The sequence below is a fragment of the Streptomyces sp. NBC_01233 genome (genome assembly GCF_035989305.1).
GTDB lineage: Bacteria > Actinomycetota > Actinomycetes > Streptomycetales > Streptomycetaceae > Streptomyces.
Genome location: NZ_CP108514.1, coordinates 558,333 through 581,812 on the forward strand (window position 1 = coordinate 558,333; position 23,480 = coordinate 581,812).

General features: G+C 70.2%; 23 protein-coding genes, 1 tRNA gene and 4 pseudogenes. 15 read left to right on the forward strand and 13 right to left on the reverse strand.

What is annotated here, in order from left to right:
* Positions 1-106 precede the first annotated feature (106 nt).
* Positions 107-1,525 (forward strand): IS21 family transposase, encoded by a 1,419-nt coding sequence (gene istA, locus OG332_RS02780; protein ID WP_327411910.1) that lies wholly within the window; start codon positions 107-109, stop codon positions 1,523-1,525.
* Entirely contained in the window at positions 1,522-2,295 is a 774-nt protein-coding gene (gene istB / locus OG332_RS02785; protein WP_327411911.1) for an IS21-like element helper ATPase IstB, read from the forward strand. Before istA ends, istB begins: the two co-directional genes overlap by 4 nt.
* Before the next feature lie 61 nt (positions 2,296-2,356).
* Here the strand turns inward: istB and OG332_RS02790 are convergent.
* Positions 2,357-2,959: pseudogene (locus tag OG332_RS02790) on the reverse strand (IS701 family transposase); the annotation flags it as partial.
* A gap of 427 nt (positions 2,960-3,386) precedes the next feature.
* Between OG332_RS02790 and OG332_RS02795 the strand changes: the two are divergent.
* The 5 genes and pseudogenes from OG332_RS02795 to OG332_RS02815 form a co-directional block, all read left to right on the forward strand.
* Positions 3,387-3,662, forward strand: coding sequence for a hypothetical protein (locus OG332_RS02795; RefSeq protein WP_327411912.1), 276 nt, complete (start codon positions 3,387-3,389; stop codon positions 3,660-3,662).
* A gap of 59 nt (positions 3,663-3,721) precedes the next feature.
* Positions 3,722-4,513, forward strand: coding sequence for a rhomboid-like protein (locus OG332_RS02800; RefSeq protein WP_327411913.1), 792 nt, complete (start codon positions 3,722-3,724; stop codon positions 4,511-4,513).
* Between the two features lie 49 nt (positions 4,514-4,562).
* Positions 4,563-4,910, forward strand: coding sequence for a hypothetical protein (locus tag OG332_RS02805; RefSeq protein WP_327411914.1), 348 nt, complete (start codon positions 4,563-4,565; stop codon positions 4,908-4,910).
* A gap of 98 nt (positions 4,911-5,008) precedes the next feature.
* Positions 5,009-5,524 carry an SRPBCC family protein gene (locus OG332_RS02810; protein WP_327411915.1) on the forward strand — a complete coding sequence of 172 codons (516 nt, stop codon included), beginning with the start codon at positions 5,009-5,011 and terminating at the stop codon, positions 5,522-5,524.
* A gap of 210 nt (positions 5,525-5,734) precedes the next feature.
* Positions 5,735-5,932: pseudogene (locus tag OG332_RS02815) on the forward strand (transposase); the annotation flags it as partial.
* On the opposite strand, the gene OG332_RS02820 reads toward OG332_RS02815, so the two are convergent.
* Positions 5,924-6,550 (reverse strand): nucleotidyltransferase family protein, encoded by a 627-nt coding sequence (locus OG332_RS02820; protein WP_327411916.1) that lies wholly within the window; start codon positions 6,548-6,550, stop codon positions 5,924-5,926. The pseudogene OG332_RS02815 and the gene OG332_RS02820 overlap by 9 nt on opposite strands.
* A 172-nt stretch (positions 6,551-6,722) precedes the next feature.
* On the opposite strand from OG332_RS02820, the gene OG332_RS47755 reads away from it, so the two are divergent.
* Positions 6,723-6,887: a transposase gene (locus OG332_RS47755; protein WP_442816096.1), complete on the forward strand. Its 165-nt coding sequence runs from the start codon at positions 6,723-6,725 to the stop codon at positions 6,885-6,887.
* Positions 6,888-7,105: 218 nt separating this feature from the next.
* Here OG332_RS47755 and OG332_RS02825 read toward each other — a convergent pair whose 3' ends face one another.
* From OG332_RS02825 to OG332_RS02845, 5 genes are all read right to left on the reverse strand, one after another.
* The gene (locus tag OG332_RS02825) at positions 7,106-7,570 is read right to left on the reverse strand and encodes a hypothetical protein (protein WP_327411917.1); all 465 of its coding nucleotides are present in this window, start codon (positions 7,568-7,570) and stop codon (positions 7,106-7,108) included.
* 433 nt (positions 7,571-8,003) lie between these two features.
* Positions 8,004-8,666, reverse strand: coding sequence for a group II intron maturase-specific domain-containing protein (locus OG332_RS02830; protein ID WP_327411918.1), 663 nt, complete (start codon positions 8,664-8,666; stop codon positions 8,004-8,006).
* Complete coding sequence (locus OG332_RS02835) at positions 8,566-10,320, reverse strand: recombinase family protein (protein WP_327411919.1); 1,755 nt, start codon at positions 10,318-10,320, stop codon at positions 8,566-8,568. Before OG332_RS02835 ends, OG332_RS02830 begins: the two co-directional genes overlap by 101 nt.
* A 132-nt stretch (positions 10,321-10,452) precedes the next feature.
* Complete coding sequence (locus OG332_RS02840) at positions 10,453-10,800, reverse strand: hypothetical protein (protein WP_327411920.1); 348 nt, start codon at positions 10,798-10,800, stop codon at positions 10,453-10,455.
* Positions 10,801-10,877: 77 nt separating this feature from the next.
* Entirely contained in the window at positions 10,878-11,519 is a 642-nt protein-coding gene (locus OG332_RS02845; protein WP_327411921.1) for a reverse transcriptase domain-containing protein, read from the reverse strand.
* A gap of 786 nt (positions 11,520-12,305) precedes the next feature.
* On the opposite strand from OG332_RS02845, the gene OG332_RS02850 reads away from it, so the two are divergent.
* Both OG332_RS02850 and OG332_RS02855 read left to right on the forward strand, forming a co-directional pair.
* Complete coding sequence (locus OG332_RS02850; RefSeq protein WP_327411922.1) at positions 12,306-13,394, forward strand: alpha/beta hydrolase; 1,089 nt, start codon at positions 12,306-12,308, stop codon at positions 13,392-13,394.
* A gap of 241 nt (positions 13,395-13,635) precedes the next feature.
* A pseudogene (locus tag OG332_RS02855) lies at positions 13,636-14,145 on the forward strand (transposase); the annotation flags it as partial.
* Between the two features lie 160 nt (positions 14,146-14,305).
* Here OG332_RS02855 and OG332_RS02860 read toward each other — a convergent pair.
* A pseudogene (locus OG332_RS02860) lies at positions 14,306-14,467 on the reverse strand (IS1380 family transposase); the annotation flags it as partial.
* Positions 14,468-14,621: 154 nt separating this feature from the next.
* Here OG332_RS02860 and OG332_RS02865 point away from each other — a divergent pair.
* Complete coding sequence (locus OG332_RS02865; RefSeq protein WP_327411923.1) at positions 14,622-15,023, forward strand: VOC family protein; 402 nt, start codon at positions 14,622-14,624, stop codon at positions 15,021-15,023.
* A gap of 38 nt (positions 15,024-15,061) precedes the next feature.
* Here the strand turns inward: OG332_RS02865 and OG332_RS02870 are convergent, their stop codons facing one another.
* From OG332_RS02870 to OG332_RS02880, 3 genes are all read right to left on the reverse strand, one after another.
* Positions 15,062-16,555 carry a PE-PGRS family protein gene (locus OG332_RS02870; protein WP_327411924.1) on the reverse strand — a complete coding sequence of 498 codons (1,494 nt, stop codon included), beginning with the start codon at positions 16,553-16,555 and terminating at the stop codon, positions 15,062-15,064.
* Between the two features lie 34 nt (positions 16,556-16,589).
* Positions 16,590-16,943 (reverse strand): hypothetical protein, encoded by a 354-nt coding sequence (locus tag OG332_RS02875; protein ID WP_327411925.1) that lies wholly within the window; start codon positions 16,941-16,943, stop codon positions 16,590-16,592.
* Positions 16,944-17,153: 210 nt separating this feature from the next.
* Positions 17,154-17,230: transfer RNA gene (locus OG332_RS02880), tRNA-Trp, on the reverse strand.
* 275 nt (positions 17,231-17,505) lie between these two features.
* Here OG332_RS02880 and OG332_RS02885 point away from each other — a divergent pair.
* The 3 genes from OG332_RS02885 to OG332_RS02895 all read left to right on the forward strand — a co-directional run bounded on the left by OG332_RS02885 (position 17,506) and on the right by OG332_RS02895 (position 20,853).
* Positions 17,506-18,069 (forward strand): hypothetical protein, encoded by a 564-nt coding sequence (locus OG332_RS02885; protein ID WP_327411926.1) that lies wholly within the window; start codon positions 17,506-17,508, stop codon positions 18,067-18,069.
* 130 nt (positions 18,070-18,199) lie between these two features.
* Positions 18,200-19,531, forward strand: a complete 1,332-nt coding sequence (locus OG332_RS02890) for a glycoside hydrolase family 18 protein (protein ID WP_327411927.1) — start codon at positions 18,200-18,202, stop codon at positions 19,529-19,531.
* 140 nt (positions 19,532-19,671) lie between these two features.
* Positions 19,672-20,853 (forward strand): serpin family protein, encoded by a 1,182-nt coding sequence (locus OG332_RS02895; protein WP_327411928.1) that lies wholly within the window; start codon positions 19,672-19,674, stop codon positions 20,851-20,853.
* Here the strand turns inward: OG332_RS02895 and OG332_RS02900 are convergent.
* Positions 20,793-21,827 carry a PfkB family carbohydrate kinase gene (locus OG332_RS02900; RefSeq protein ID WP_327411929.1) on the reverse strand — a complete coding sequence of 345 codons (1,035 nt, stop codon included), beginning with the start codon at positions 21,825-21,827 and terminating at the stop codon, positions 20,793-20,795. The genes OG332_RS02895 and OG332_RS02900 overlap by 61 nt on opposite strands.
* Before the next feature lie 2 nt (positions 21,828-21,829).
* Positions 21,830-22,519 carry a bifunctional 4-hydroxy-2-oxoglutarate aldolase/2-dehydro-3-deoxy-phosphogluconate aldolase gene (locus OG332_RS02905; protein ID WP_327411930.1) on the reverse strand — a complete coding sequence of 230 codons (690 nt, stop codon included), beginning with the start codon at positions 22,517-22,519 and terminating at the stop codon, positions 21,830-21,832.
* Between the two features lie 89 nt (positions 22,520-22,608).
* Between OG332_RS02905 and OG332_RS02910 the strand changes: the two genes are divergently transcribed.
* On the forward strand, positions 22,609-23,397 hold the full coding sequence (locus OG332_RS02910; RefSeq protein ID WP_327411931.1) for an IclR family transcriptional regulator: 789 nt from the start codon (positions 22,609-22,611) through the stop codon (positions 23,395-23,397).
* Positions 23,398-23,480: the final 83 nt, after the last annotated feature.

Consider the following 23,480-nt stretch of genomic DNA (forward strand, 5'->3'; position numbering starts at 1 on the left):
GCGTACGGGTTGATCTACAGAGGTGACTCGGCGTGTCGGGGTGGGGCCCGGCTCGATGAGAGGAGCCTGACGCTGATCTTGTGAAGCGTCGAGGAGGGCCTGTCGGATGTTGCTGGAACCGGGGCGGTGGCTGGAGCTGCGGCGTTTCCGGGCTCTGCATGAGGCGGGCGCGAGCATCTCGGAGATCGCTCGGGAGACCGGTCTGAACTGGCGTACGGTCAAGAAGTATCTGGAGAGCGACGGTCCTCCGGTTCCGCCGGCTCCGGCGCCGCGCTCGGATCTCGGCAACCAGGTGATCAAGCCGTGGGCGCATGTGATTGATGCGTGGCTACGGGCTGAGGTGCTGCTGAAGGCCGCGGTCATCCATGAGCGTCTGGTCGAGCAGTATGCCTTCCCGCACCACTACCAGCGCGTCAAGATGTACGTGCAGCAGGCCCGACCCCGCATCGCCGAGGAGTTGGGATATACCCCGCGCGAGCTGGCGAAGTTGCACCGCCGCTTCGAGGTGGTGCCCGGCGCCCAGGCCCAGGTCGACTGGGGCGACGAGGGCAACATCCTGGCCCATGTCGGCATCCCGAAGGTCTACTCCTTCCACATGACCTTGTCCTACTCCCGAGATCCGTTCTGCTGCTTCACCACCAGCCAGAATCTGGCATCGTTCTTCGAGTGCCACCGGCGGGCGTTCGCGCACTTCGGCGGGGCGCCCGGGGTGATCGTCTACGACCGGACCAAGACTGTCGTGCGCCGTCACGTCGCCCCGGGCGAGGCGGTCCCGTTGCATCCGGAGGCCGTGGCGTTCGCCGGGCACTACGACTTCGACATCGACGTCTTGGCCGCCTACCGGCCGACGGGGAAGGGCCGCGTCGAGCGCCAGGTCCTCATCGTCCGCGATCATGTGCTCGCGGGGCGGTCCTTCTCCAGCCTGGATGACATGGACGGGGCGTTCATGGCCTGGGTGCCCCAGCGCCGGGCGCGTACGCACCGCACCCACGGCGAGGTGATCGGCGTGCGGGCCAAGCGGGATCACGCCGCGCTGCGGGCGCTGCCCGCCAAGCCCTACATCGTGGCCGATCGGCACCTGCGACACGTGGCCAAGGACTGCCTGGTCGCCTTCGACGCCAACCTCTACTCGGTGCCCGCCACCAAGGTCCGCCACCGCCAGCTCGTCGAGGTCAGAGCCTCCGCAGGCACCGTGGCCCTGCATTCCACCGTGCCCGACGCGCAGGGCATCACGCTGCTGGCCGTGCACTCCCGCGCGGTCGGACGCAGCGCGAGGATCGTGGATGAGGCCCACTGGAAGGCCCTGCCCGACGGACACACCCGCGCCACCACCACCGACCTTCCGCCACCCGTGAGCAGGCCGGCCCGCTCCGGCGCCGAGGAACCGGGCGGTCTGATCTCGCTGCTGACCCGGGCCAGAGCCGCGCAAGTCCACGTCGGCACCCGTCCGCTGGCCCTCTACGACCAGATCGCCGGCACCCGCCCGTTCAACCCCGCCCCCATCGACCCCAAGGACATGCGTTGAGCGAGCTGGTCACCGCCCGGATCCGCACCACCGCCACCAAACTCGGCCTGCCCCACCTCACCGAGGCCCTGGCCGAGCACGTCGGCCGGGCCGACGCCGCGTCGATGGCCTACCTCGACTTCCTCGACCTGGTCTTGGAAGAAGAACTTGCCGTCCGTGAAGAACGCCGCTTCCGCCACGCGCTACGGGTCTCCCGCCTGCCACACCACAAGACGATTGAGGAGTACGACTTCTCCTACCAGCCCGAACTCGACCCCAGGAAGGTCAAGGACCTGGCCACCCTCGCGTTCGTCGAGGCCAAGTCCAACGTCGCGCTGCTGGGCCCGCCCGGGGTCGGCAAGACACATATCGCCGTCGCGCTGGCTGTCGCCGCCTGCCGGGCCGGCTACTCGATCTACTTCACCACCCTCGACGACATGGTCCGCCAGCTCAAGGCCGCCGACTCCATCGGCCGCCTGGCCAGCAAACTCCGCACCTACCTGCGGCCTCACGTTCTCGTGGTGGACGAGGTCGGCTACCTCCCGCTGGAGCGTGACGAGGCAAACCTCGTCTTCCAGATGCTCTCCAAGCGCTACGAGAAGGGCTCCACCCTGCTGACCTCGAACAAGAGTTTCAGTGAGTGGGGTCAGGTCTTCGGCGACGACGTCCTGGCCACTGCCATCATCGACCGCCTACTCCACCACTGCGAGATCCTCGCCATCAACGGCGCCAGCTACCGCCTGAAGAACCGCCTCACAGCCATCGAAGGCGGCATCACTGCGGCCAGCTGACACAGGATCAAGCTCTGCACATCAGCCCGTACACACCTCTGCACTACAGCCCGTACGCCGACACCTGCCCGTATGCCTCGTCCGCGGTGACCCAGGCGAAGGGAACAGCCGCGTCGATGGCGCGTTGCAGCATCCACTTGAGGTGCTCGATCTTCGTGGCGAACGGCACGGTGTCGTCGATCCCGGCTGCCCGGCAGCGGTCGCGGTCGTCCGTCCAGGACTTCGGGACGTAGAGTTCCCGGTCGATCAGCGCCCGCCCTTTGGCGGATGCGTAGGCGAGGAAGGTGCCGATCTGGCAGTTCTCGGTGCGGCCGGCGGTGCCGGAATACTGCCGCTGGACCCCTGCTGACCTGGTGCCCTTCTTCAGGAACCCGGTGTCGTCCCCGATGAGCACGCCGTTTCTGGCGCCGATGGTCTCCACGACGAAGTCCCGGACATCGTCCCGGACCGCGTTCTCGTCCCATTCGGAGTGATTGAGCAGGCGTTGCACACCGTCCGGGCGGAGCTGGCCGACCTGCTCGGCCAGCGTCCACCCGTTCTTCTTCTCCAGCGGAGCAAGCAGGCCCCTGAGGTAGTCCAGAGCCCGATCACGTGGCTCCGACCTGCCAAAACGATGCCCGAACCGGGCATGCAAGTCCGCTACACCCTCGGACCACGACTCGATCTGCTCGACCGTCAGCGTTTGATCACACAGTCACAACAACGAGCATCGACGCCAACCGTCACGCCACATGCGGTTGCAGTACTAAGGCGACATCCGTGGGAGAACCTCACGGTCGCCCGGCAGCAGCTGCCTGCGGATGGATCGAAACCACCGCCTCCACATGGAGTTGCGGTAGAAGTGGCCGCCGGCCCTTGTTCTTGTCGCCGCTGGTCGCCGCTTTGCGGCCGACCGGGAAGCCGCCCGCGACGATGTGGTAGTCGGTGAGGAGGACACCGGGCCGTGTCCATCCGAACGGTGAACTCCAAGTCGGCGTAGCTGTCGAGTGCCACGCCGCGGGGCAGCCCCTCGGCGGCGGCCAGGATGCCCGTCAGGCCTGAGCGAGTCGGAAAAAGGGGCGGCGTCCCGGACGGCGCTGAAGGCCGAGCGTTTGACTGAGCACCTGCTCTCCGGCCTTGGCGCAGCCGGAGCCCCGCAGCACCACCAGGCCCGGGCGGACGAGCGCCACGCCCAGGACGCCGCGGCTCGCACACCTCGAGGCGAACCGCACCCCCTCGAAGGGGTTGCCGGGGCCGGCCGCGGCGAGGTGCTCGCCGACTTGCCGGGAGATGTCCGGTCGGGGCCCGATCTGGCTGAAGTCCCGCTCGAAGAGGCGATCAGCTCCGACCCGCCGACTGCGCAGGGGCTGGTGACGCGGCCCCGGTAGGGATGGCTGCCGTCACCCGCCGGTCCCCACCTTCGGCTCGACCTGGAGAATGCCACGGTATGAACGTGCAGTCACTGTGGGGTCCTCTGGGCAGATCGCTCCGCGCCGTGCGGGGGTACCCGCGCCGTGCGCCCCTGACCCTCGCCTATGTCTGCCTGCTCCTGGGCAGCCACGCCTGGGTCGGCCACGGGCTGTCCGCAGATCGGGCGGCCACCGTGTTGGGCTACCTCAGCACCAACCTGGACAACCTGCGAGATCATCCGTTGTCCGCGCTGCTCGGCAGCGTGCTGTTCTTCGACGGCACGCTCACGGATGTCACCTCAGCCGGCTTCGTGGGTACCTTGATCACCTTGGGCCTCGGTGTCTGCTGCTTCCTGGCCTGGGCGGAACGCCGGTGGGGAAAGCCGCGCGCCGTAGCCGTGTTCTTGGGCGGCCATGTCGCGGCCACCCTGCTCACCGCTGTCGTCATCACCATCGCGATACAGCACAGCTGGTATCCAGCGGCCGTGCGACAGGCCTTGGACTACGGGGTCAGTTACGGCGCCCAGACCGTGCTGGCGATCGGCACACTCGCCCTGCCGCGCCGAGGCCGCCTCCCTTGGGCTGTCTTCGTTCTCGCATGGCCTCTCGGCGGTGCCGACTGGACCGGGCCGCTGCCGGACTTCACCACAATCGGCCATCTCATAGCGGCGGTTCTCGGCTTCGGGCTGTTGGGTTTCCCTGCCTTCAGGCGGCAACGGGTCCGCACTTCCGGGCTGCCCTCCGCTGCGAGCAACTGCGGGCTGCGCCGAGGCTCCGTTCCGGAATCGACGTCACCGGCAGCGGGAACAGAGACGCCTCCATCGGTCTGAGCTCCCACGACGACGAGAGTGGACAAGTGCGACAGCAGCGTCCAGCGGCATGACCCAGCTGCTCTCCCCCGGGCTCGCGGCCGCCGTCAACACCGGGGACAAGCCCGCCTCCGTCACCCCGGCCGCCGACGTGTACGCGCTCGCCGGGGCGCTGGACCCGCACCACCGGAACCTGGCCGCTGGACCACCAGGCCGCGGAAATCAACGCGAAGGCCTGCACCCTCACGAGCTCGGCCAGCACATCCGCGCCGGTCGCGTCCCCGTCACGGCCGACCGGGCCTGGGCCGATCTCCTACTGCCCTTGCTGATCGCCTGCTTCACCACGGCCGCGACCGCGGACCGCTGGGGAGCGACCCCATCTACGACACCTGCGGCGCCGGATCCTGCAACGGCCTGACGGCAGCCAATGCGGCACCTGCGAGGGACTCCGCGGCAGGGGCCCGGGTTCCGGGCGTGGCGGCGACCGCTACCGTCGTGCTCCGAGGAGGGAGCCACATGCCCCGCACGTTCAGCGTTTGCGACACCGTCATCGTCGCGGCCGACCCGTCGACGGTCTACCAGCACGTTTCCGATCCCGCTCTCATGGGCCGCTGGAGCCCGGAGAACCTGGGCGCGACCCCGACCGAAAGACCTGGCACGGCGACTCGGGTCGGGATGGTCTTCGACGGTCACAACAAGCGCGGTCCGTTCCGCTGGACGACCCGCTGCACGGTGACGGCCGCCGACCCGGACGAGGTCTTCCGGTTCAAGGTCCACGCCATCGGCCTGCGCCGCCCGTGGCTGCGCGGCCCGATCGCCACCTGGGAGTACCGTTTCGCCGCCGTGCCCGAGGGCACCAAGGTGACGGAGACATGGACCGACGATCGGCGCAGCTGGCCCGACCCGGTGGCCAACACGTTCGACAGGATCGCGACGAGCGAGCACACCTTCGCCGAGTTCCAGCGCAAGAACATCCGGGCCACCCTGCGCAACCTGAAGTCGGAGCTCGATGCCCACCCCGCCACCTCCTAGTACGGCCGGCCACCCCGCCTTACACGGCATCGGCAGGCGGCCGGCACCCACATGCCCCAACCGGCCGGCAGCGTGAAAGCGCTGGTCATCGAGGCAGGCTGCACAGCGGTTAAAGCCGTACCCACGCTTCGTGCCGGAGGTCAGACGGTGCGCGCCCGGCAGGGCAGGCCGCAGCCCGTACGTCCGCGTGCGTGGATGACGAGGACCTAGCCGATGGTCGCTCGACACGGTGTCGCCCACGGTTCCGGACTCGGCAAGGTGCGCTGGGGCGTCGAGCGCACTTTCGCCTGGCTTCACCACTTCAAGCGCCTGCGAATCCGCTACGAACGCCGGGCCGCCCTCCATGTAGGCCTGCTCCGACTCGCGTGGAGCAGCATCTGTCTGCGTCGGCTCCGCGCCTCAGGATGAAGAAGGCGCCAGGACGACAGACTCCGACGGCCAGTCGAGAACGGTCAGCTCAGGCCATAGCTGTTGCCAGCGGGCCGCCTTGGCCTCATACACCTCGCGCGGGGCAAGCACCGGGTTGGGGCGTACGACGAGGTTGAACACGTCGGAGAGCCCGTGCGGCGCATAGACTCGCCACCGGCCGCCCGGCTCCAGGCGCACGCCGAGGCAGCAGGTGGTCGCCGCGAAGTTGTCGATGGCCGCCTCCGTGGAGGCATGGGGAGCGCACGCGACGCCGAACTTCTGCTCGTACCAGAGGTGGACGCGAGCCTCGTTGCGGACCTCGACCTCCGCCGGCAGCCCTGTGAACACTTCGCCGGCGGCCTTGATCACCTCGTCCTCCGCCTCCCACGACAGGTCACCGTCGTCAAAGTAGAAGACGTCGTAGTCCTTGATCCCATGGGTGGGATGCCTATCCGTGACGACGTTCCAGACGGTCTGGAACAGGCAACCCGCCGTCACGTACCAGTGGGGCAGCCCGAGCCCTGCCGTGCGGTTCAGCACCTCCACCAGCACCTCGTTACGGGCCAACGCAGACTTCAGGGCGGCAAGCTGCTCGTCGAGCGGGAGGCGACCAATCATTCCCCACGTCTACCACGTGACGGGCCCACAACGCCCGCAGCCCCTCCTGCGAGGCCCTCCCGCAGGATCTGATGCTGAAACGATCAGCAAGTCCGGCCGTCAAAATGATCTCGAGTTGTGGATCACGGAACCTTGATGCGCCGCCATCAACTGTCCAATCCCCAGTGGGAACTTGTGCAGCCGTTGCTTCCCCCGGCCTGCGCCGGGGCGGCTGCGGTTGGACGACCGGATGGCCCCCAACCGGATCGCGTGGAGGTTCCGCACCGGGGTCGCCTGGCGAGATGTGCCCGAGCCATACGGATCGCGGGCCGGCCTCAGCATGCGCTTCCACAGGTGAGCACCGGCGTCAGGCCTTCGGCCGGCCCGGGAAAGCGAGCAGGCCCTGACCGAGGCCGATGGCCGCAATGACGCGGTCGGCGGCCACGACCGGGCCGCCCACCACTTCCACACCGCCCATGTCCTCTACGAACTCGGCGACCTGCCCGGCTCAATCCGCGAACCATTGGAGAACCGGTCCCGAAGAACTGGCTCAGTACGGATCCTTCGTGGTGGTGGTCAGCGGTGGTTGGGGTTCAGCAGGGCGGCGGCCGCTGCGACGAACGCCGTCGACGCTTCCTTGGCCGCACGCCGCAGTGCGTCAAGTTCGGTGCGACCGGTGGCGTTGCGCAGGGCGTACGTGGCATCGGCGGCCCTCTGCGCCGGGCCGACCAGCTCGGGTACCAAGACCTGGAGACGGACGTGGGGCGCAGTGATCGCGGCACGGGTGTCGTGTGACTTCGTCTGGGCCTCCAGCTGGTGCTCCGTACCGGCGTCGGCCAGAGTCAGGCGTTCCCGGTGGAACATCGCCGAGCGGTGGGCGTCCAGGGCGGCCGCGAAGTCGGTGACGGCGCCGAGCTGGTCTTTGCGGTGAGCGTCGGCGCGCTGCTCGGCACGGGCGGTGCGTGCGGCGCGGTGCTGGAGCAGTCCGGCGGTCAGGGCGCCGGCGAGAGTGCCAAGAACGGCGACTATCGAGGGCCACATGGGCGGTGATTCCTCTCGGGGTAGGTGGTCGGTATGCATGTGCGGGGTGAGGCCGCACAGCCACGACTCGCGGGTGGTGCACGCGGTCTGGTCGATGCTGCTGTGGCCATCCCGTCGCGCGAGTGTTGCATCCTTCTGCAAAAGAGCGGCCGTTGGCAGAGCTCGGGGCTTCAACGGGCAGGCCGTCCAGCTTCCGCTCCAGTACGGGCGCGGCGGCTCGGCGGTCGTCAAGGCAGTCTCCCAGCCCCAGGCTTGAGACGGCAGTGACGTTCCACGCCCTCTCGTGCGGCGCCGAAGAACTCTTCACCGCCAATGTGGCGGATACGTCGCAGGCGGTGGGCCTGATCGAGTAGCCGAGGGGGATCTCACCCCTCGGCCCTCACAGAACCGTGCTTAACAGTCTCCCGTTACACGGCTCTTGTCGTTCTGATCATCAGATCTCGCAGGCAGCAGTGGTGAGGCGCCAGTGCACGAACATCCGTGGGTACCGCTGCGCGATCTCCACGAGCTTCGCGTGGGCCTTCCGACGGCTTGCGAGCCGTTTGTACTTCTTGCGGATCCAGCGCACCAGGTAGGCGTTGATGCGCATCACGAAGGGGAACAGCTCCCACGGCCGGAAACGTCCGTAGTAGTTGATCCACCCCCCGACCACACGGTTGATCGTGCGGGCGAGGTCTCCGAAGGAGGTGCCGGTGCGGAGGTGCAGTTGCCATGAACGCACCTCGTGGCCGATCCGAGTCAGGGCTTCCCTGCTGATGGCCGGCTCGAACGACAGGAACTGCTTGCCGTGCCGATTCCGGCTCTTTCTGGGACGGAACGTGTACCCGAGGAACGTGAACGACGTGTGCTCGTAGGAGCCGCGCCGGTGCGAGTCCTTGCAGTAGACGATCCGGGTCTTGTCCGGGTGCAGCCGCAACCCGACTTCGACCAACCTGTCCCTGAGCGCGGCCAACACGTGGCGGGCCTGGCGCTCGGTGACGCAGTGCAACACCGCGTCATCCGCGTAGCGTTCGAACCAGACGGACGGGAACTCCCGGGCCATCCAGGTGTCGAACGCGTAGTGCAGGAACAGGTTCGCCAGGACGGGAGACACCACGCCCCCAACGCAATGGGTAACTCGGGCATGAGTCACCCTCCGTAGCGTCTTGATCTTGATGCTGGTCGTCGGCGGTGCGCTCACGCACGGGTATGCGGTGCCGGATGGTGATTTTCTCGGGTCCGACGAGGACGTCTTTGACGAGGAGCCGCAGGACGCGCTGGCGCTCGGGGACCTCGGCTGTCCCAGCGTTCTCTCGGAGCTGGGCGAGGAAGCCTTCGAGGTCGTCAGCGAGCTTGAGGTAGGCGTCGCGGTCGGCGAGCTGGGCGTCCAGCGCGTCGAGTTGGCCGCGCAGGTTGCTCTCCCGGGCCCGCAGGCCGGGCATCCGGGCCCGCAGTTCGTCGATGGTGACCAGCTGTTCCTGGAACGCTTCGATCATGCGTGTGATCGCTGCGGTGGCCTTGGCCAGGGCCAGTTCGAGACGGCTGCGCTGACGGGTGGCGGGGTCGGAGGTGCGGGCGCGGTCCAGCCGCTTGTCGATCTCGGAACGGATCAGGTGCGGGTCGGCGGTCATGCCGATGATGTGGTCCCAGACGACGGTGTCGAGGTAGTCGGCGCGGACGGGCTTGTTGGTGCAGACCCGGCCGCCCGCGTAGCGGTAGTCGTCGGAGCCCAGGCACCGGTAGTAGTAGATCTTCTTGCCGGAGGAAGTAGTGGTCGAGGTGCGGTAGTAGCCGTATCCGCAGCTCACGCAGGCCGACAACCCCTGAAGCAGGGAGGGGACCTTGCTGTTGCGCGAAGCGAAGCGCTTGTTGTCGGCGAGCCGCTGGGCGGCGCGTTCGAAGGTGGCCGGGGTGACGAGCGCGGGAACGGGGATGGTGATCCACTCCTCGCGGGGGCGGTCGGTGGTCTTGACGGCGCGCGGAGTGCTGCGGCCCTCCAGGCGGGCCCGGCGGTTGAGGCCCGGGGACTCGTGGAGGATCTGGGTCTTGCCGAAGGCTGCCTGCCCTGCGTAGGCGGGGTTGCGGAGCATGCCCCAGATGACGCTTCGGTCCCAGCGGGTCTTGCCGGTGCGGGTGGGAGTGCCGCTGCCGGTGAGCCAGCGGGTCAGGTCCGCGATGGAGGCCCCGTCGTCGGTGTAGCGGCGGAACAGCTCGACCACCAGCGCCGCCTCGGACTCGACGATCTCGTAGGTGGCCCCGCACTCGGGGGTCTTGCGCAGGTAGCGGTAACCGAACGGGGCTCCGCCCAGCACGTTCACTGCCCCCGAGCGCGCCCGGTAGGTCTTCCCGCGCCGGTAGCGTTCCATCAGCTGGGCCTTCTCGTACTCGGCGAACATGCCCTGGAACTGGACCATCAGCTGGTCCTCGGGAGTGTCGCCGCGTGGGCCGCGCACGAACTCCACCCGGGTGCCGGCCCGGGCGAACTCCTCGATCAGCAGGGCCTGGTAAGCGAACTTGCGGGCGAGGCGGTCGGGCGCGTAGCACAGCACCACATCCACGCCGACCTGGGCGACCAGGTCGCGCAGCCGCTCCAGCGCGGGCCGCACCAAGGTCGCCCCGGAGTGCCCCTCGTCCTCGAACACCCACTCCTCGGGCAGCTCAAGATGCGCGGTGGCGGCGTGCGCGCGCAGGGCCGCGGTCTGCGAGCCGATCGTCTGGTCCTTCTTCTGCCGGGCCGAGGACACCCGGGCGTAGATCGCCACGCTGGTCATCGCTCACTCCTGCCTGCTCCAGGCGATCCCGTATCCGGGCTCGCCGCTGCGGAACCAACGCCGCGTAGGCCGCGGACAAGTCCGCCGCCGCATGACGGTCGAAGACCGCCTCCACCTCCACCGGCCGGCCGCTCACCTGCCTGGCCGCCCCTCCGGGGCACCCCGCTCAAGGAACTCGGCCAGGGCCTGGGCCACCACCGCGGAGATCGCCCGGTCACTCTCGTGGGCACGGGCGCGGATCTGTCCTGCCAGCGATTCCGGCAGCTTGACAGTGAACACCACGCTTGACTCGGGGACTTCGAGATGTCCAGCGGCCATGGCCTGCTCCAGATACCGGCGTGCCTGACGCACCGACACCCCGTACCTACTTGCCAACGTGCGGGCGGCTGCGGCCACGGGCACACCCGCCCCGACCAGATCCGCGGCGGCGTTGACCCGCCGGGCGTACTCGACGCTATCGACACGATCACCACGCACCATGTCACAAACCTACTACCCATTGTGACACCCCTTACCCTCCGCTCGAGGAGTGAGTTCCAAGCGCCGGTAGCCGAGCGTCACCTCGAAGCAGAAGTTGCCCATTGCGTTGGGAGCGTGACGGGGGCCCCTTGTGGGGTTCCGCGTTCCCGTTCCAGCAGGGAGCCATCGGGCATGGCGAGCGGGGCGGCGAGCCACCGCCGCACGTACAAGTTCACCCAGACGGCGTCGGTGTGCGCTTCCACCGCCTTGACCAGCAGGTCCCAGGGCACGCTGTCGAAGAACTTGGCGATGTCGAACTCCACCACCCAGTCCCGCTTCCAACTTCGTTCCCGGCACCTTTCCACCGCGTCCAAGGCGGACCGTCCTGGCCGGTATCCGTAGCTGTCCGGGTGGAAAACAGGGTCCACCCTTCGCACCAGATGCCGGGCCACAACGGTCTGAGCCACTCGGTCGGCGACAGCGGGAATGCCAAGCATTCTCGTGCCGCCTCCATTCGGCTTGGGGATTTCCACCGCACGCACCGGCGGCGGAAAGTACGAGCCCGATGACATCCGGTTCCAGACCTTATAGAGGTTGCTCTTCAAGTCCTTCTCGAAGTCGTCGATGCTCTGTCCGTCCACGCCAGGTGCGCCCCTATGTGACTTGACTTCCTCCCACGCCTCCTTGACTTCCCACTTCGAAATATCAAACGGCTTGATCTGAGACTTCAACTGGCCCATCGCACTCCTCCCGGGCTGTCGCCCGGTTGATGTGATCAACTCAGTCACAAACGACCCGGCCCCTTCGCTCCACCCCCGCTACAGGGGCTTCATCACTACTACGGACCGGTCTGCCAGCAGGCTCCGCGTCGGTACTCGACCCCTTACGGTGTCCTCCGCTTGGGGCACTCCCTCTCCCCCGACCTTGCGTCAGGGCGTATCGGACCTGCCTTCTCCTGTTCCATGCGAGAGCCGCAGACCGGACTCACGTCGCCTACATGCCGGACACCACCTGGCCAATAGACGGGCACCCGCCAGGCTCATCCCGGAGTTCTTGACACACCCCGGTTTCGATGTCGTCTGGTTTCCTTACGACACGTCAGCAGCGATTCACTTGCGTTCGTCTTTCCGGTCCCCACCTGACGCCTCCTACGACGCCTTTTCCTCATCGCTCACCACGACAGTCTTCAGCTAACGCAGCATGAGGCGGTTTGGAGCCTCCCCCCGCAGGGCGGCTCCGAAGGGCCACGAAACCTTCATCTCTCGCACAGCATCACTTCTGGAAATCGCTCCTACATGCAACTTCCTTTCATGTTCAGGACACACGCCAAGGGGTAACTCGGGGGGCTGCACCTTGCATGCGTCACAGCCGCGGCAGCCGTGGGCAGCGGTGCGGACGCGCTCATTTGAAACCTAAACGACATTTATTGCATATTTTTGCAACCTTGGGGGTCGAGAAACGCATCCAAAGAGAAGACCCGCCCGTTCTGCCCGTCCGAGGGCAGCCGCCCTGTTCGGAGCAAGTTCGTGCACGAGTACCCGCAGCCCCAGCAGCCCGGGCGATCCCGCAAGAAGGTGCGGATCGGCTCCGCCGTGGCCGTGGCCCTGCTCGCCGGCACCGGCGCGGGGTTGATCCACTGGACGACGGACTGGTTCGACGGGAACGGGGAGTCCGTCAGCTACGGTAAACCCTCTGCCGGAACGGACCAAGACAAGGAGACCGGCGGCGGGAAGCAGGTCTCCGCGCCGAGCGCGGACCCGGACGTGTCGCTCCCCACCGGTCCGTTCGTCGACTTCAAGCAGACGGTCAAGCTCGACGACGGCACCCGCATATCCAAGGCCCGGGTGAAGGGCGCCAAGTCCGGCTTCGAGGGCAGCGTCTGGGTGTGGACGCCGAAGGAGTACGACCGCCCCGAGTACGCGAAGAGCGCCTTCCCTGTCATGATCGCGCTGCCCGGAGGCAACGGGAACGCCGACAACTACTGGGCGACCATGCCGAAGCTGGGCCTCCAGAAGGCCGTCGCCGAGGGCGCCGCAGCCGGCAAGAGCCTCCCGTTCATCCTGGTCATGCCGATCCTCAACCCGGACAGCAAGTACTACTACGACGGTTCCGACATCCCCGGCCAGGCCAAGATGGGCACCTGGATCGGCGAGGACGTACCCGACCTCGCCCGGGCCAACTTCCGTACCTACAAGTCCCGTGACGGCTGGGCCTTCATGGGCAACTCGTCCGGCGCCTTCGTCGGCCTCAAGCAACTCCTGCAGAGGCCGGACCGCTTCCGGGCCGTCATCGCCAACGGCGGCGAGATCGTCCCGGACTCCCCGCTCTGGAAGGGCCACCAGGCGGAAATGGACGCGAACAACCCCGAAAAGCTCGCCCCGAAGCTGATCAACGCCAAGGGCCCCGAGGTGAACGTCCTCTTCCAGTACGGCACCAAGGAGGGCGGCCGCGACCGGATGGAGAAGTTCCAGCAGCAGTTCGGCAAGGGTCCGGTCAAGGTCACGATCCACGAGATCCAGGGTGGCGACCACAACGGCTGGGACTACGTCCGAGGCATGACGGAAGGCCCCCTGGAAGAGCTCAGCAAGCTGATGAAGGGCCCGAAGCCGCAATAGGGGCGGGTTCGGAAGGCGGCCTCGGCGGGCCCATCCTCCGAGGAGAGGACGGGCCCCCGGGGTCACGGGCGCGGGAACAGTGAGCGGCCGAAGGCGTACGGGGAGCCAGGGGGCGGGGGTCGAGGTGCAGGCGGTCGCCGCGGCGGAGGCCTGGCAGAGACCCCTGTGGCATTGCCGACCGGGCCGGGGAAGCCTGATCGGTCCCCCGGGCGCTGGTCTGCACCTGCGTCGCGACAGACCTGCCAAAAGGAGGGGTGAACTCACAGGTCCGAGCCCCGTGGACCGGGGCACACCCGGTTGGAAAATGCACGTCCTGTCGGACGAGAACGGGCTGCCCTCCTCGTCGGCGTCACCGCGGCCGACACCCACGACAGCCTCGCCCTGAAGCCCGTGATCACGGGTCACCAAACGAGAAACGACCCCCACCGCGGCCGCCACTTCAAGCCCCAACGCCCCAACGCCGGCTCCTGCGCGCACGCCGGCTAAGGCCTACAACATCACCCACCTGCGGAAATGGTGACGCGGCAACCGGATCGATGTCCGCATCGCCCGCAAGGGCATCGAGTCATCGCAACGGCTCGGACCGCGCCGGTGGGAGATCGCGAGGACGATGTCCTGGCTGACCGGCTACCGCCGACTCAACCACCGCTACGAACGCCATCCCCGCAACTACCTGGCCTTCCTCGGCCTCGCTGCAGCCCTCTGCTGCTACAAACGGCTCGTCCGCCTCACCACACAGGACACGTCTTAGCCTCGATCCACCGATGTGGTCTGAGGGTGATCTTCTGGCGGGCGTCTGTGCCGGTTTTGGGGCGGTGGTTGGGCATGGGCAGGTTGTAGCCGCTGGTCTGCCCAGCTTTTCCACGACTTGGTTCCGGTTGGGCCCTGGCGGGCGGGGTGGGCAGGGGGCGTCAGGCCGGGCCGGGTGGGCCGTGGACCGTGTCGAACAGGTGCGTCCAGGCGTGCTGCCAGGGCCAGTTGTGCGGTAGGTGCAGGGTGATACGGCGGGCTGAGCGGGCGATCCTGGCGGGCACGTGGATCAGGTGGGCGCGGAGGGTGGCGGGCCGGGAGCGAGGCCGAGTTCAGGGGTGGAGGTCAGGGGTGGAGGTCAGGGGTGGACTTCGTCCGGACGGGGTGCCTAGGATCGTGATCACGGCATCGCGTGTCGGTCACCAGCTGGGTGAGGCATGGAGGCGCCCGTGATGTGCCTTTCGGAGGCATTCACTCATGTCCGTACAACTGAACCACACGATCATCCACTCCCGTGACAACCGGGAGTCCGCCGAATTCCTGGCGCACGTCCTCGATCTCCAGGTCGGGAGCGAGTGGGGACCCTTCATCCCCGTCGAGACCAGCAACGGCGTCACCCTGGACTTCGCGACCGTCCCGGCCGAGTCCATCACCCCACAGCACTACGCGTTCCTCCTCTCCGAGGAGGAGTTCGACGTGGCCTTCGAGAAGATCCGGTCGGCGGGCGTCCCGTACTTCGCGGACCCGCACGGCAAGCACCCCGGCGAGATCAACCACAACGACGGGGGCCGCGGGGTCTACTTCACGGACCCCGCGGGGCACGGGATGGAGATCATCACGCGCCCGTACGGCTACCAGGAGCCGGGCACGAACGGCTGACCCGGCCACCACCGCACCCGGTCACCACCACACCCGCCTCATGAACCGGTGGCGGTCATCCGATCCATGACCGCCACCGGCAGCGCCGGGTTCAGCGCCGCCGCCCCCGCCGTCGCCTCCTCGCCGAGCAGCCGGATCAGGACCGGCACGGGCAGCCGCGGATGCCGGGCGGCCGTCGCGCGTACGCCGCTGTCCGGGTCGTCGAGCAGCCGTACCGCGGAGTCCGCCGACAGCCGGGGGTCGGTCGCGGCGCGCAGCCTGACCTCCGCGTCCTCGTCCCGGCTGAAGCGTTCCACCAGCGCGGGTGTCGAGTCCGGGTCGTCGAGCGCCAGTTGCCGCAGCCGCGGATGCGGGTCCTCGGCGTAGCGCAGCAGGTCGCGCCGCGGGAAGTTCGGGTGCCCGTAGGGCCGGTCGGGGGTGGAGAGACTGCCGTTCCACCACTGCCACACCTCAAGCAGCATGTCCGCCGGCGCGTCGTCGCACCGCTCGGCGAGGAAGAGCCGTACGACCCGGTCCTCGTCCCGGGCCAGCCGTTCCACCACGTCCGGCGGCAGCCGCCGGGCCATCGCGACACTGCTGCGCAGCAGCACGTGGCCGGAGGCCGCGAGGCGGCGCATGGCCTCCTCGTCCTCGTGCAGCGCCACCACCCAAGGGATCGCGTTCCGCAGCCGCCTCGGGTCGATGTCCACCTCCACGGCTGCCCGCTGCTCCTCCGTCAGCTCGGGTCGCAGGGACACGGCACGGCGTACGTCGGCCTGCGGGTCGGCGGCGAGGAGCGCGACCAGGTCCGGGTCCAGGTAGGGGTTCCCGGCCAGGCGCCTGCGCACCTCCGGGACCGCGTCGGCGCAAAGCCGTGCGGCGAGGTCCCGGTCCAGCCGGAGGGCGGCGACGTCATGGGCGGTGCTCACGGCCTCGAAGTCCGTCTCGGTGATCGGCTCCTCGTCGTGCCGGGCCGCCACGGCCGCCACCCGCACCCGTTCGACCGGGTCCGCGGCCAGCCGTGCCCGGGCCGCGGCATCGAGGTCCGGCCAGGCGGCGTGGCAGGCTGCCGCCCGGACGGCGGGCACCGGGTCGGCGGTCAGGGCCACCGCTGCCGCGGCGGGCACGGCAGGCAGTTCGAGGAGGGCTTCCCGGACCGCGCCGGACGGGTCCCCGGCGAGCACTTCGTACGCCTCGTCCGTGAGCCGGGCCCCGGCCGCGACGGCGACCGTGAGGAGGGCGTACCGCCGCCGCCCCGCCGCTTCGGCCAGCAGCAGCCGGGACCAGCGCTCGGCCGACATTCCCCGCTGGACCCGGGTTTCCGCGAGCCGGGCGCGAACCGACCACTCCGGGTGGTCCACGGCGGCGTCCAGCACCGCTTCGGGCAGGTCGCGCCGCCAGAGCAGGTGGCCCGGGGTCGTGTCCAGCAGCCGCACCAGGATCCAATCGGGTGCGGCGCGGTTCCAGGCCAGGGCCTCACGGACCCGCTCCGCGACGGCCGTCCCGTACTTCAGCCCGGCCCACTCGTCCTCGGTCCCCCGCGCGCTCTCCATCCAGGAGAAGGTAGACGGGTTCGGCGCCCACGGATCACCCGGGCCCCTGCACGGCCTGCACCTGCCCGTCGCGGTCCACGGTGAGCACCACCCGTTCGACCCGGTTTCCGACGGCCAGCGCGATCCACACGATGCCCCAGAGCAGGCAGGTGAAGACGGTCAGGACGGCGTGGAGCACATGGTTCACGGGGTGTCCGCGCACGAGGACCGCCTGCGTCGGGGTTCGCGACTCCACCCGCCAGCCGGTCACGACGTACTGGCCCACCGTCCAGTCGAGGATCGCCGTGCGCTGAGCGGCGTCCACGGGGCGGCCGTCCCCGGGAGGGATCAGGTCGTCCGGCGGTTGTGGCGGTAGGCCCCAGTGCCGCGATTCGTCACGCTCGGCCATCCGGCTCGCCTCCCCGCACCGTCGGCGCCATCGGTCCGGTGACCTTCGTCTGCTCGGCCATGCATCCAGCCTGCCTGGCCGCGGGGAGTCCGGCACGCCGAGCGTGGTGGGCTTCGGGAAGAAGGACGGTCGCAGACGCCGTCGAACGGCAACGCCCGGATGAGAGTCGAGCTCTCGTCCGGGCGTTCTCCACGAACCTGCGGTTCGGCGTGGCAGGGGCGGCAGGATTTGAACCTGCGGCCTTCGGTTTTGGAGACCGACGCTCTGACCAGCTGAGCTACACCCCTTCGGTGGGACCCACCTTGGCACGGCCCGAGCCGGAGATCCACTCTATTTCTTGCTCAACCGGGTGCGAGTCGCTCGCGGGTGTGGGCGCCGGAGCTCTTCAGCCAGTCGATCAGTTCGGCGTTCCCACGCGGGCCGCGGGTGGCGGGAGCCGAGGGTGCGGAGGATCGTGAGCAGGGTGACCCGTGCGACGGGGGGTTCGTCCGTGCCCCGAAGCCGGGGGCCGGGCCGTCCGGGCCGTGCGACGCGGCGTTGCGGCCGCCTCCGCGGCTCCCTGGTGGCGCTCGCCCTCCTCGCCCCCGCCCTGCTCGGCACGGCGCCCGGCGGCTCCGGCGAGACGATCTCGCTCGCGGGGAACGAGCCTGGCCAGCGGCTCGACGTCACCCTCACACAAGTGGTGGACCCGGCGAGCCCGGCCGACCCCGGGCCCGACCCCGACCCCGACCCCGAGCCGGAGCCGGTGCCGGTGCCCAGTCCGGACCCCGATCCGGAGCTCGGGCCCACACCCCCGCCCGACGGATCCGACCGGCTCGTCGCCGTCCGGTTCCGGCTGGAGAACACCGGCACCGCCGTCTACCGGGACTCCCCCGCACCGGCCGCCCACCTCCTCGACGGCAACGGGCAGCGGTTCACCGGGCTCAACGCCCCCACGACAGCGGGCGCGAGCTTCCCCGACACCGTCACGCTCGACCCCGGCGGCACGGCGGTGGGCTTCATCACCTTCCGGCTCCCCGAGGACGCCGGCCTGGCCGCGGTCCAGTTCGCCCTCAACGGCGGCCTCGCCGACGACGTGGGCCAGTGGAGCCTCCCGCAGGACTCGCTCCAGGACTCCCGCCCGTAGAGCGTGCCTCCCCGGGCCCCCGGCGAGCGAGTTCCAGCCACCCCCTTGACCGTCCTGGTCCAGACCAATAGTTTCCGGCATGCACCGCGCACGCGCTCACGCCCACCCCCCGCCTCCGCAAAGGAAGCCCATGCGCCGCAGCATGCTCGGCAGGCTGGCCGTCGCCGCCTGTTCCCTCTCCCTGCTCACCGCCTTCGCGCCCGCCGCCGGTGCGGACGGCGGCGGGGCGAGCGGACCCGGCCGCTCGTACAAGAAGGTCGGCTACTTCACCCAATGGGGCGTCTACGGGCGGGACTTCCAGGTCCGGGACCTCGATGCGAACGGCTCCGCCGACAAGCTCACCCACATCAACTACGCATTCGGCAATGTCAGCCCGCAGGGCACGTGCTTCACCGGGAACGTACCCGGCGAGGCCGACGCATGGGCCGACTACGTCCGTCCGCTGGACGCCGAGAACTCCGTCGACGGGGTCGCCGACACACCGGAGCAGCCGCTCGCCGGCAACTTCAACCAGCTGCGCGAGCTCAAGGCCAAGCACCCCGGCCTCAAGGTGCTGATCTCGCTGGGCGGTTGGAGCTGGTCCACCCATTTCTCGGACGCCGCCCTCACCCCGGCCTCCCGCAAGGCCTTCGTCGAGTCCTGCATCGACCTCTACATCAAGGGCAACCTCCCGCAGGACGGCAGCCGCGGCGGCGCGGGAGCGGCCGCAGGCGTGTTCGACGGGATCGACCTCGACTGGGAGTGGCCCGGTTCCGCGGGCGACACCGACACGAAGTTCCGGCCGGAGGACAAGCGCAACTTCACCGAGCTCGTCAAGGAGTTCCGCACCCGGCTCGACGCGTACGCGAAGAGCACACGGAAGAAGACGAAGTACGAGCTGACCGCCTTCGTCCCGACCGCCCCCGCCAAGATCGACGCGGGCTTCGACGTCCGCCGGATCATGCGGGACCTCGACTTCGTGACCCTCCAGGGCTACGACTTCCACGTCTCCGGCGAGTCGACGACCGCGCAGCAGTCCGCGCTCTACGCCCGGGGCGACTTCAGCGTCGACGGCACGGTGGACGCCTGGCGCCTGCGCGGAGCGCCCGCGCACAAGCTGGTGATGGGCATGCCCTTCTACGGACAGGGCTGGACCGGCGTCAGCGGCGGCGGGGACGGCATGGGGCAGCCCGCCACGGGCCCGGCGCCGGCCACCTGGTCCGCCGGGTACGAGGACTACAAGGCGCTGAAGAAGCTGGCCGACTCCGGCACCTACCAGGTCCACCGGGACCGGCGCGGGGGCCATGCCTGGCTGTTCGACGGCACCACCCTGTGGACCTACGACGACCCGCAGGTGCTCCGCGCCAAGACCGCCTACGTCCGCGAACACGGCCTGGGCGGCGCGATGTTCTGGTCGCTCGACGCGGACACCTCCGACGGCGAGCTGATGACGGCCATCGACCGCGGGCTGCGCGGGCGCTGACCGGCACCCGGACCGGCGTCACCGGCGGGGCGTTCGGCCCTGGCGCCCCGCCGGCCTCACCGCCGACGCCGCTGACCGGCGCCGCCGGGCCGCGGAAATCCATCCGGCCCGGCGGTGTCCCTCCACGTACGCTCCCCCGCATGAGGAACTCGACGGTACGGGCGGTCAACCACCTGACGACGCGCTGGGCCGCCGCGCAGGCCCCGGCCGGGGACACGAGCAGCGTGTTCACCGCGGCCGGGGTCTGGCCGCTGCTCGCCCTGCTCGCGGACGGCTCGGGCGGTGCGGCCCGCGCCGAACTGGCTCACGCCCTGGGCATACCCGCCGAAGCCGCGGCCGGAGCCGCACGGGAGCTGCTGGCCGCCCTTGCCGGCGTACGGGGGCTGCGGACGGCGACCGGGCTGTGGGCCAAGGCCGGACTCCCGTTGGAGGAGGACTGGTCGGCGAAGCTCCCGGCCGGCGCCCGGGGCATGCTGACGGGGAACCCGGACGCCGACGCCAAGACCCTGGACGCTTGGGCGTCGGACCGGACGGGCGGGCTGATCGAGCGCATGCCGGTGCTCCTCGACGAGCACAGCCTGCTGGTCCTCGCCTCCGCGCTCGCGCTGCGGCTGAGGTGGATCCAGCCGTTCGACGAGGCGTACGGAGAGCCGTTCGCCGGCCCGTGGGCCGGCCGGCCCGTGCGCACGCTGGTCCGGAGCACCTCCCTGCTCGACCGGGTCCGGGTGGCGCACGGCCCGTCCGGTGCGGTCACCCTGTTGGAGGTCGTCGGCACGGCGGGAGTCGACGTCCACCTCGTGCTGGGCGAGCCCGAAGCGCCGGTCGGCGACACGCTCACCACCGCGATCGCCGCCGTCACCAAGGCCCTCCCCGCCACGGGAGCGAGCCTCCTCCCGGACGGGAGCCCCGGTCCGGGCCTGGCCGTCGCCGCCGTGGCCGCCTACTCCCCCGAACCCCGGCTGGACATCGAGACGGTGGCCTTCGAGGTGCGGTCCGAGCACGACCTCCTGGACCACGCCCGGCTGTTCGGACTGGAAGCCGCCACCGACAGCGACCGCGGTCACTTCCCCGGCATCAGCTCCCAACCGCTGGCCATCGCTTCGGCCCGGCAGTCCGCACTGGCCCGGTTCCACGCCGAGGGCTTCGAGGCCGCGGCCGTCACCGCCTTCGGGGCCGCGGCCGGCTGCGCACCGACCCGGCCCCGGTACCGGGCGCGCCGGGCCGAGGTGTACTTCGACCGGCCGTTCGGGTTCCTGACCGTTCACCGCACCTCCCGGCTGGTCCTGGCGGCCGGGTGGGTCGCCGAGCCCGACTCCCCCTGAGTCTCGGCCCGGTGGGCGGCGGCCAGGGCCGCCGTCTCCTCGAAGGAGGGGACGTGCCCGGTGCCGCCGCGGCCGGAGACCGAGAGGGAGGCCGCTGCCGTGCCGTACGCCACGGCGTCCGCGAGGGTGTCGCCGAGGGCGAGCCGGGCGGTGGTGGTGCCGGTGAAGCAGTCGCCGGCGCCGGTCGCGTCCACCGGCGCGGGGTGCACGGGCACGGGGTGGTACGCCGCCCGCGTGCCGTCGTGCAGCAGCAGCCGGTCCGCGCCGGCGGTGACCGCGACCGTACGGGCGCCGAGCGCGCGGAAGCGGGCCGCGGCGGTGCGCGCGTCGTCGGTGTCGACGAGGGCCCGGGCGTCGGCCGGGCAGGAGGTCTTGAGCAGCCCGGTCAGCGGGGCGATCCGGGCGAGCAGCTCCCGGGCCTCGGCCCGGGAGGTCAGCCGGGAGCGGAAGTTGGGGTCGTACGAGAGGTGCCCGCCCGCCCCGTGCACGAGGTGCGCGGCGGCCAGTACGGCGCTCCGGCAGCTCGGCGACAGGGCGCCGGTGATGCCGCTGGTGACGAGCGCCCCGCAGCGGGTCAGCAGCTCGCGCCAGGAGTCGACGTGCGCGGGCGCGAGGGTGGAACCGGCGCTGCGGGTACGCCAGTAGACGAACTCGCGGTCGCCGTCGGTGTCGGCGCCGAGCAGGTAGGCGCCGTTGGGGCGCGGGGCGCGGCGCACGTGGGAGACGTCCACGCCGAGCCCGGCGGCCCGGCGCAGCAGCGGGATGCCGAGCTCGTCGTCGCCGACCACGGCGAGCAGGGCGGTCCGGGCCCCTGCCGCGGCCGCGGCGGCCGCCGCGTTGAGTGCGTCCCCGGAGTAGGAGATGCGGGCCGGGGTGCCCTCGGCGGCCTCGCGCAGGGCGGTGCCCGCGTGGATCTCGACGAGGACCTCGCCGAGTACGAGGACGTCGTAGGCCGGGGCGGATCGCCGGGACACGGTCAGTGCTCCCCGACCGCGTCCGAGCCGGCGCCGGCACCCGCGGGCACCTCCGCATCCGTGTCGCCGTCGCCGTGCGCGGGGCGCGGACGGGCCAGCCCGGCGAATACGGCGGCCAGTTCGACCGGGTCGGCCGGCAGGCCGTTGCCGATGCCGACGGCCGTCGCGCCCGCGGCCAGCCAGTCGGGGACTTCGGCGGGCCGGATGCCGCCGGTCGGGATGATCACCGCCCCGGGCAGGACCGCCCTGAGGGAGCGGATGAATCCGGGGCCGCCCACGTGGGCCGGGAAGACCTTGGCCGCGCCCGCGGCGCGGACGGCGGCGGCGATCTCGCCCGGGGTGAACCCGCCCTCGATGAAGACGGCTCGGCGGCGCCGGGCGACCTCGCGGACCTCGGGAGCCGGATAGGGGGAGATCAGGAAGGCGGCGCCCGCGTCCAGGGCGGTCCCGGCCTGCGCGGCGGTGGTGACGGTGCCGACGCCGATGAGGGCGGGGCGGCCGTGCGCGTCGTCGAGGGGGGCTGCACGGGTGAGGGCTTCGGCCCATCCGGGGGTGGAGGTGGTCAGTTCGACGGCGCGGCAGCCGGCGGCGAGCAGGGCGGTGGTGCGGCGGACGGCCTCGTCGGCGTCGGCGTCGCGCAGCACCGGCAGCAACCGCTGAGCCGCCAGCACCTCGTACGGGTGGCTGGGCAAGGAAGACCTCCCGTTTGTTCCACATAGCGGAACGACGTACCGTATGACGGAACCATTTGGTCTAGACCCTACCCACGTCGGGAGTTCCCGTGTCAACGGATGTGGACGAAGTCCCGGACGGAGTGCGCGCCGGGCGGACCTCCGCGGCCGGTTCCGCACTGGAGAAGTCCCTGCGCGTCCTGGAGGCGGTCGCGGCGCCCGGCGGACCGCACCGGCTGACCGATCTGGCGGCGGCGGCCGCGGTCCCCAAGTCGAGCACCTTCCGCATCCTTGCCTCCCTGGTCGAGCAGGGCTTCGTACGCCAGGAGGCCGAGAGCCGGTACGGGGTGGGGCCGCGGCTGCGCGGACTGTCCGCCCTCGTCGGCGGCGGGGAGCCGCCGAGCATCGGGCGCATCCTGGGCGAACTGCAGGAGAACACCGGCCAGACGGTCCATCTCGCCCTGCACAGCGGGGAGACGATCACCTACATCCGCAAGCTGGAGAGCGACCAGCCCTTCCGGACGGCCTCGCGCATCGGCATGCGCATGCCGCTGCACACGACCGCGATCGGCAAGAGCATCCTGGCCCACCTGCCCGCCGATGAGGTGCGGGACCTGATCGCCGCCACCGGCCTGCCGCGCCGGACACCGCAGACGCTCACCACCGCGCGGGCGCTGCACGCCCAGCTGGCGCAGGTCCGCGCCCGGGGCTACGCGCTGGACGACGAGGAGAACGAGCCCACCATCCGCTGCATCGGCGCCGCGATCCTGGGCCCGTCGGGCCGGCCGGTCGGCGGGGTCAGCATCAGCACCGTCACGTTCCTGGTCTCCCGCGAGGAGATCGAGGCGTACGCACCCGCCCTGCGCGCGGCCACGGAGGCCCTGGCTCCGCTGCTGTGACGCCCGGGGCGATCGTTCACGGAACCCCGTTGCGGCCGCTCCGGAAGAGGTCGTCAGCGGGTGCGTGCGGCGGGGGGCTGCTC

Coding starts and splice junctions, on each gene's coding strand:
- istA (WP_327411910.1), top strand. CDS start 107: ATGTTGCTGGAACCGGGGCGGTGGCTGGAGCTGCGGCGTTTCCGGGCT.
- OG332_RS02890 (WP_327411927.1), top strand. CDS start 18,200: ATGCGCCGCAGCATGCTCGGCAGGCTGGCCGTCGCCGCCTGTTCCCTC.
- OG332_RS02805 (WP_327411914.1), top strand. CDS start 4,563: ATGACCCAGCTGCTCTCCCCCGGGCTCGCGGCCGCCGTCAACACCGGG.
- OG332_RS02845 (WP_327411921.1), bottom strand. CDS start 11,519: ATGGGCCAGTTGAAGTCTCAGATCAAGCCGTTTGATATTTCGAAGTGG.
- OG332_RS02875 (WP_327411925.1), bottom strand. CDS start 16,943: ATGGCCGAGCGTGACGAATCGCGGCACTGGGGCCTACCGCCACAACCG.
- OG332_RS02825 (WP_327411917.1), bottom strand. CDS start 7,570: ATGTGGCCCTCGATAGTCGCCGTTCTTGGCACTCTCGCCGGCGCCCTG.
- OG332_RS02800 (WP_327411913.1), top strand. CDS start 3,722: ATGAACGTGCAGTCACTGTGGGGTCCTCTGGGCAGATCGCTCCGCGCC.
- OG332_RS02820 (WP_327411916.1), bottom strand. CDS start 6,550: ATGATTGGTCGCCTCCCGCTCGACGAGCAGCTTGCCGCCCTGAAGTCT.
- OG332_RS02865 (WP_327411923.1), top strand. CDS start 14,622: ATGTCCGTACAACTGAACCACACGATCATCCACTCCCGTGACAACCGG.
- OG332_RS02835 (WP_327411919.1), bottom strand. CDS start 10,320: ATGACCAGCGTGGCGATCTACGCCCGGGTGTCCTCGGCCCGGCAGAAG.
- OG332_RS02895 (WP_327411928.1), top strand. CDS start 19,672: ATGAGGAACTCGACGGTACGGGCGGTCAACCACCTGACGACGCGCTGG.
- OG332_RS02870 (WP_327411924.1), bottom strand. CDS start 16,555: ATGGAGAGCGCGCGGGGGACCGAGGACGAGTGGGCCGGGCTGAAGTAC.
- OG332_RS02810 (WP_327411915.1), top strand. CDS start 5,009: ATGCCCCGCACGTTCAGCGTTTGCGACACCGTCATCGTCGCGGCCGAC.
- OG332_RS02840 (WP_327411920.1), bottom strand. CDS start 10,800: ATGGTGCGTGGTGATCGTGTCGATAGCGTCGAGTACGCCCGGCGGGTC.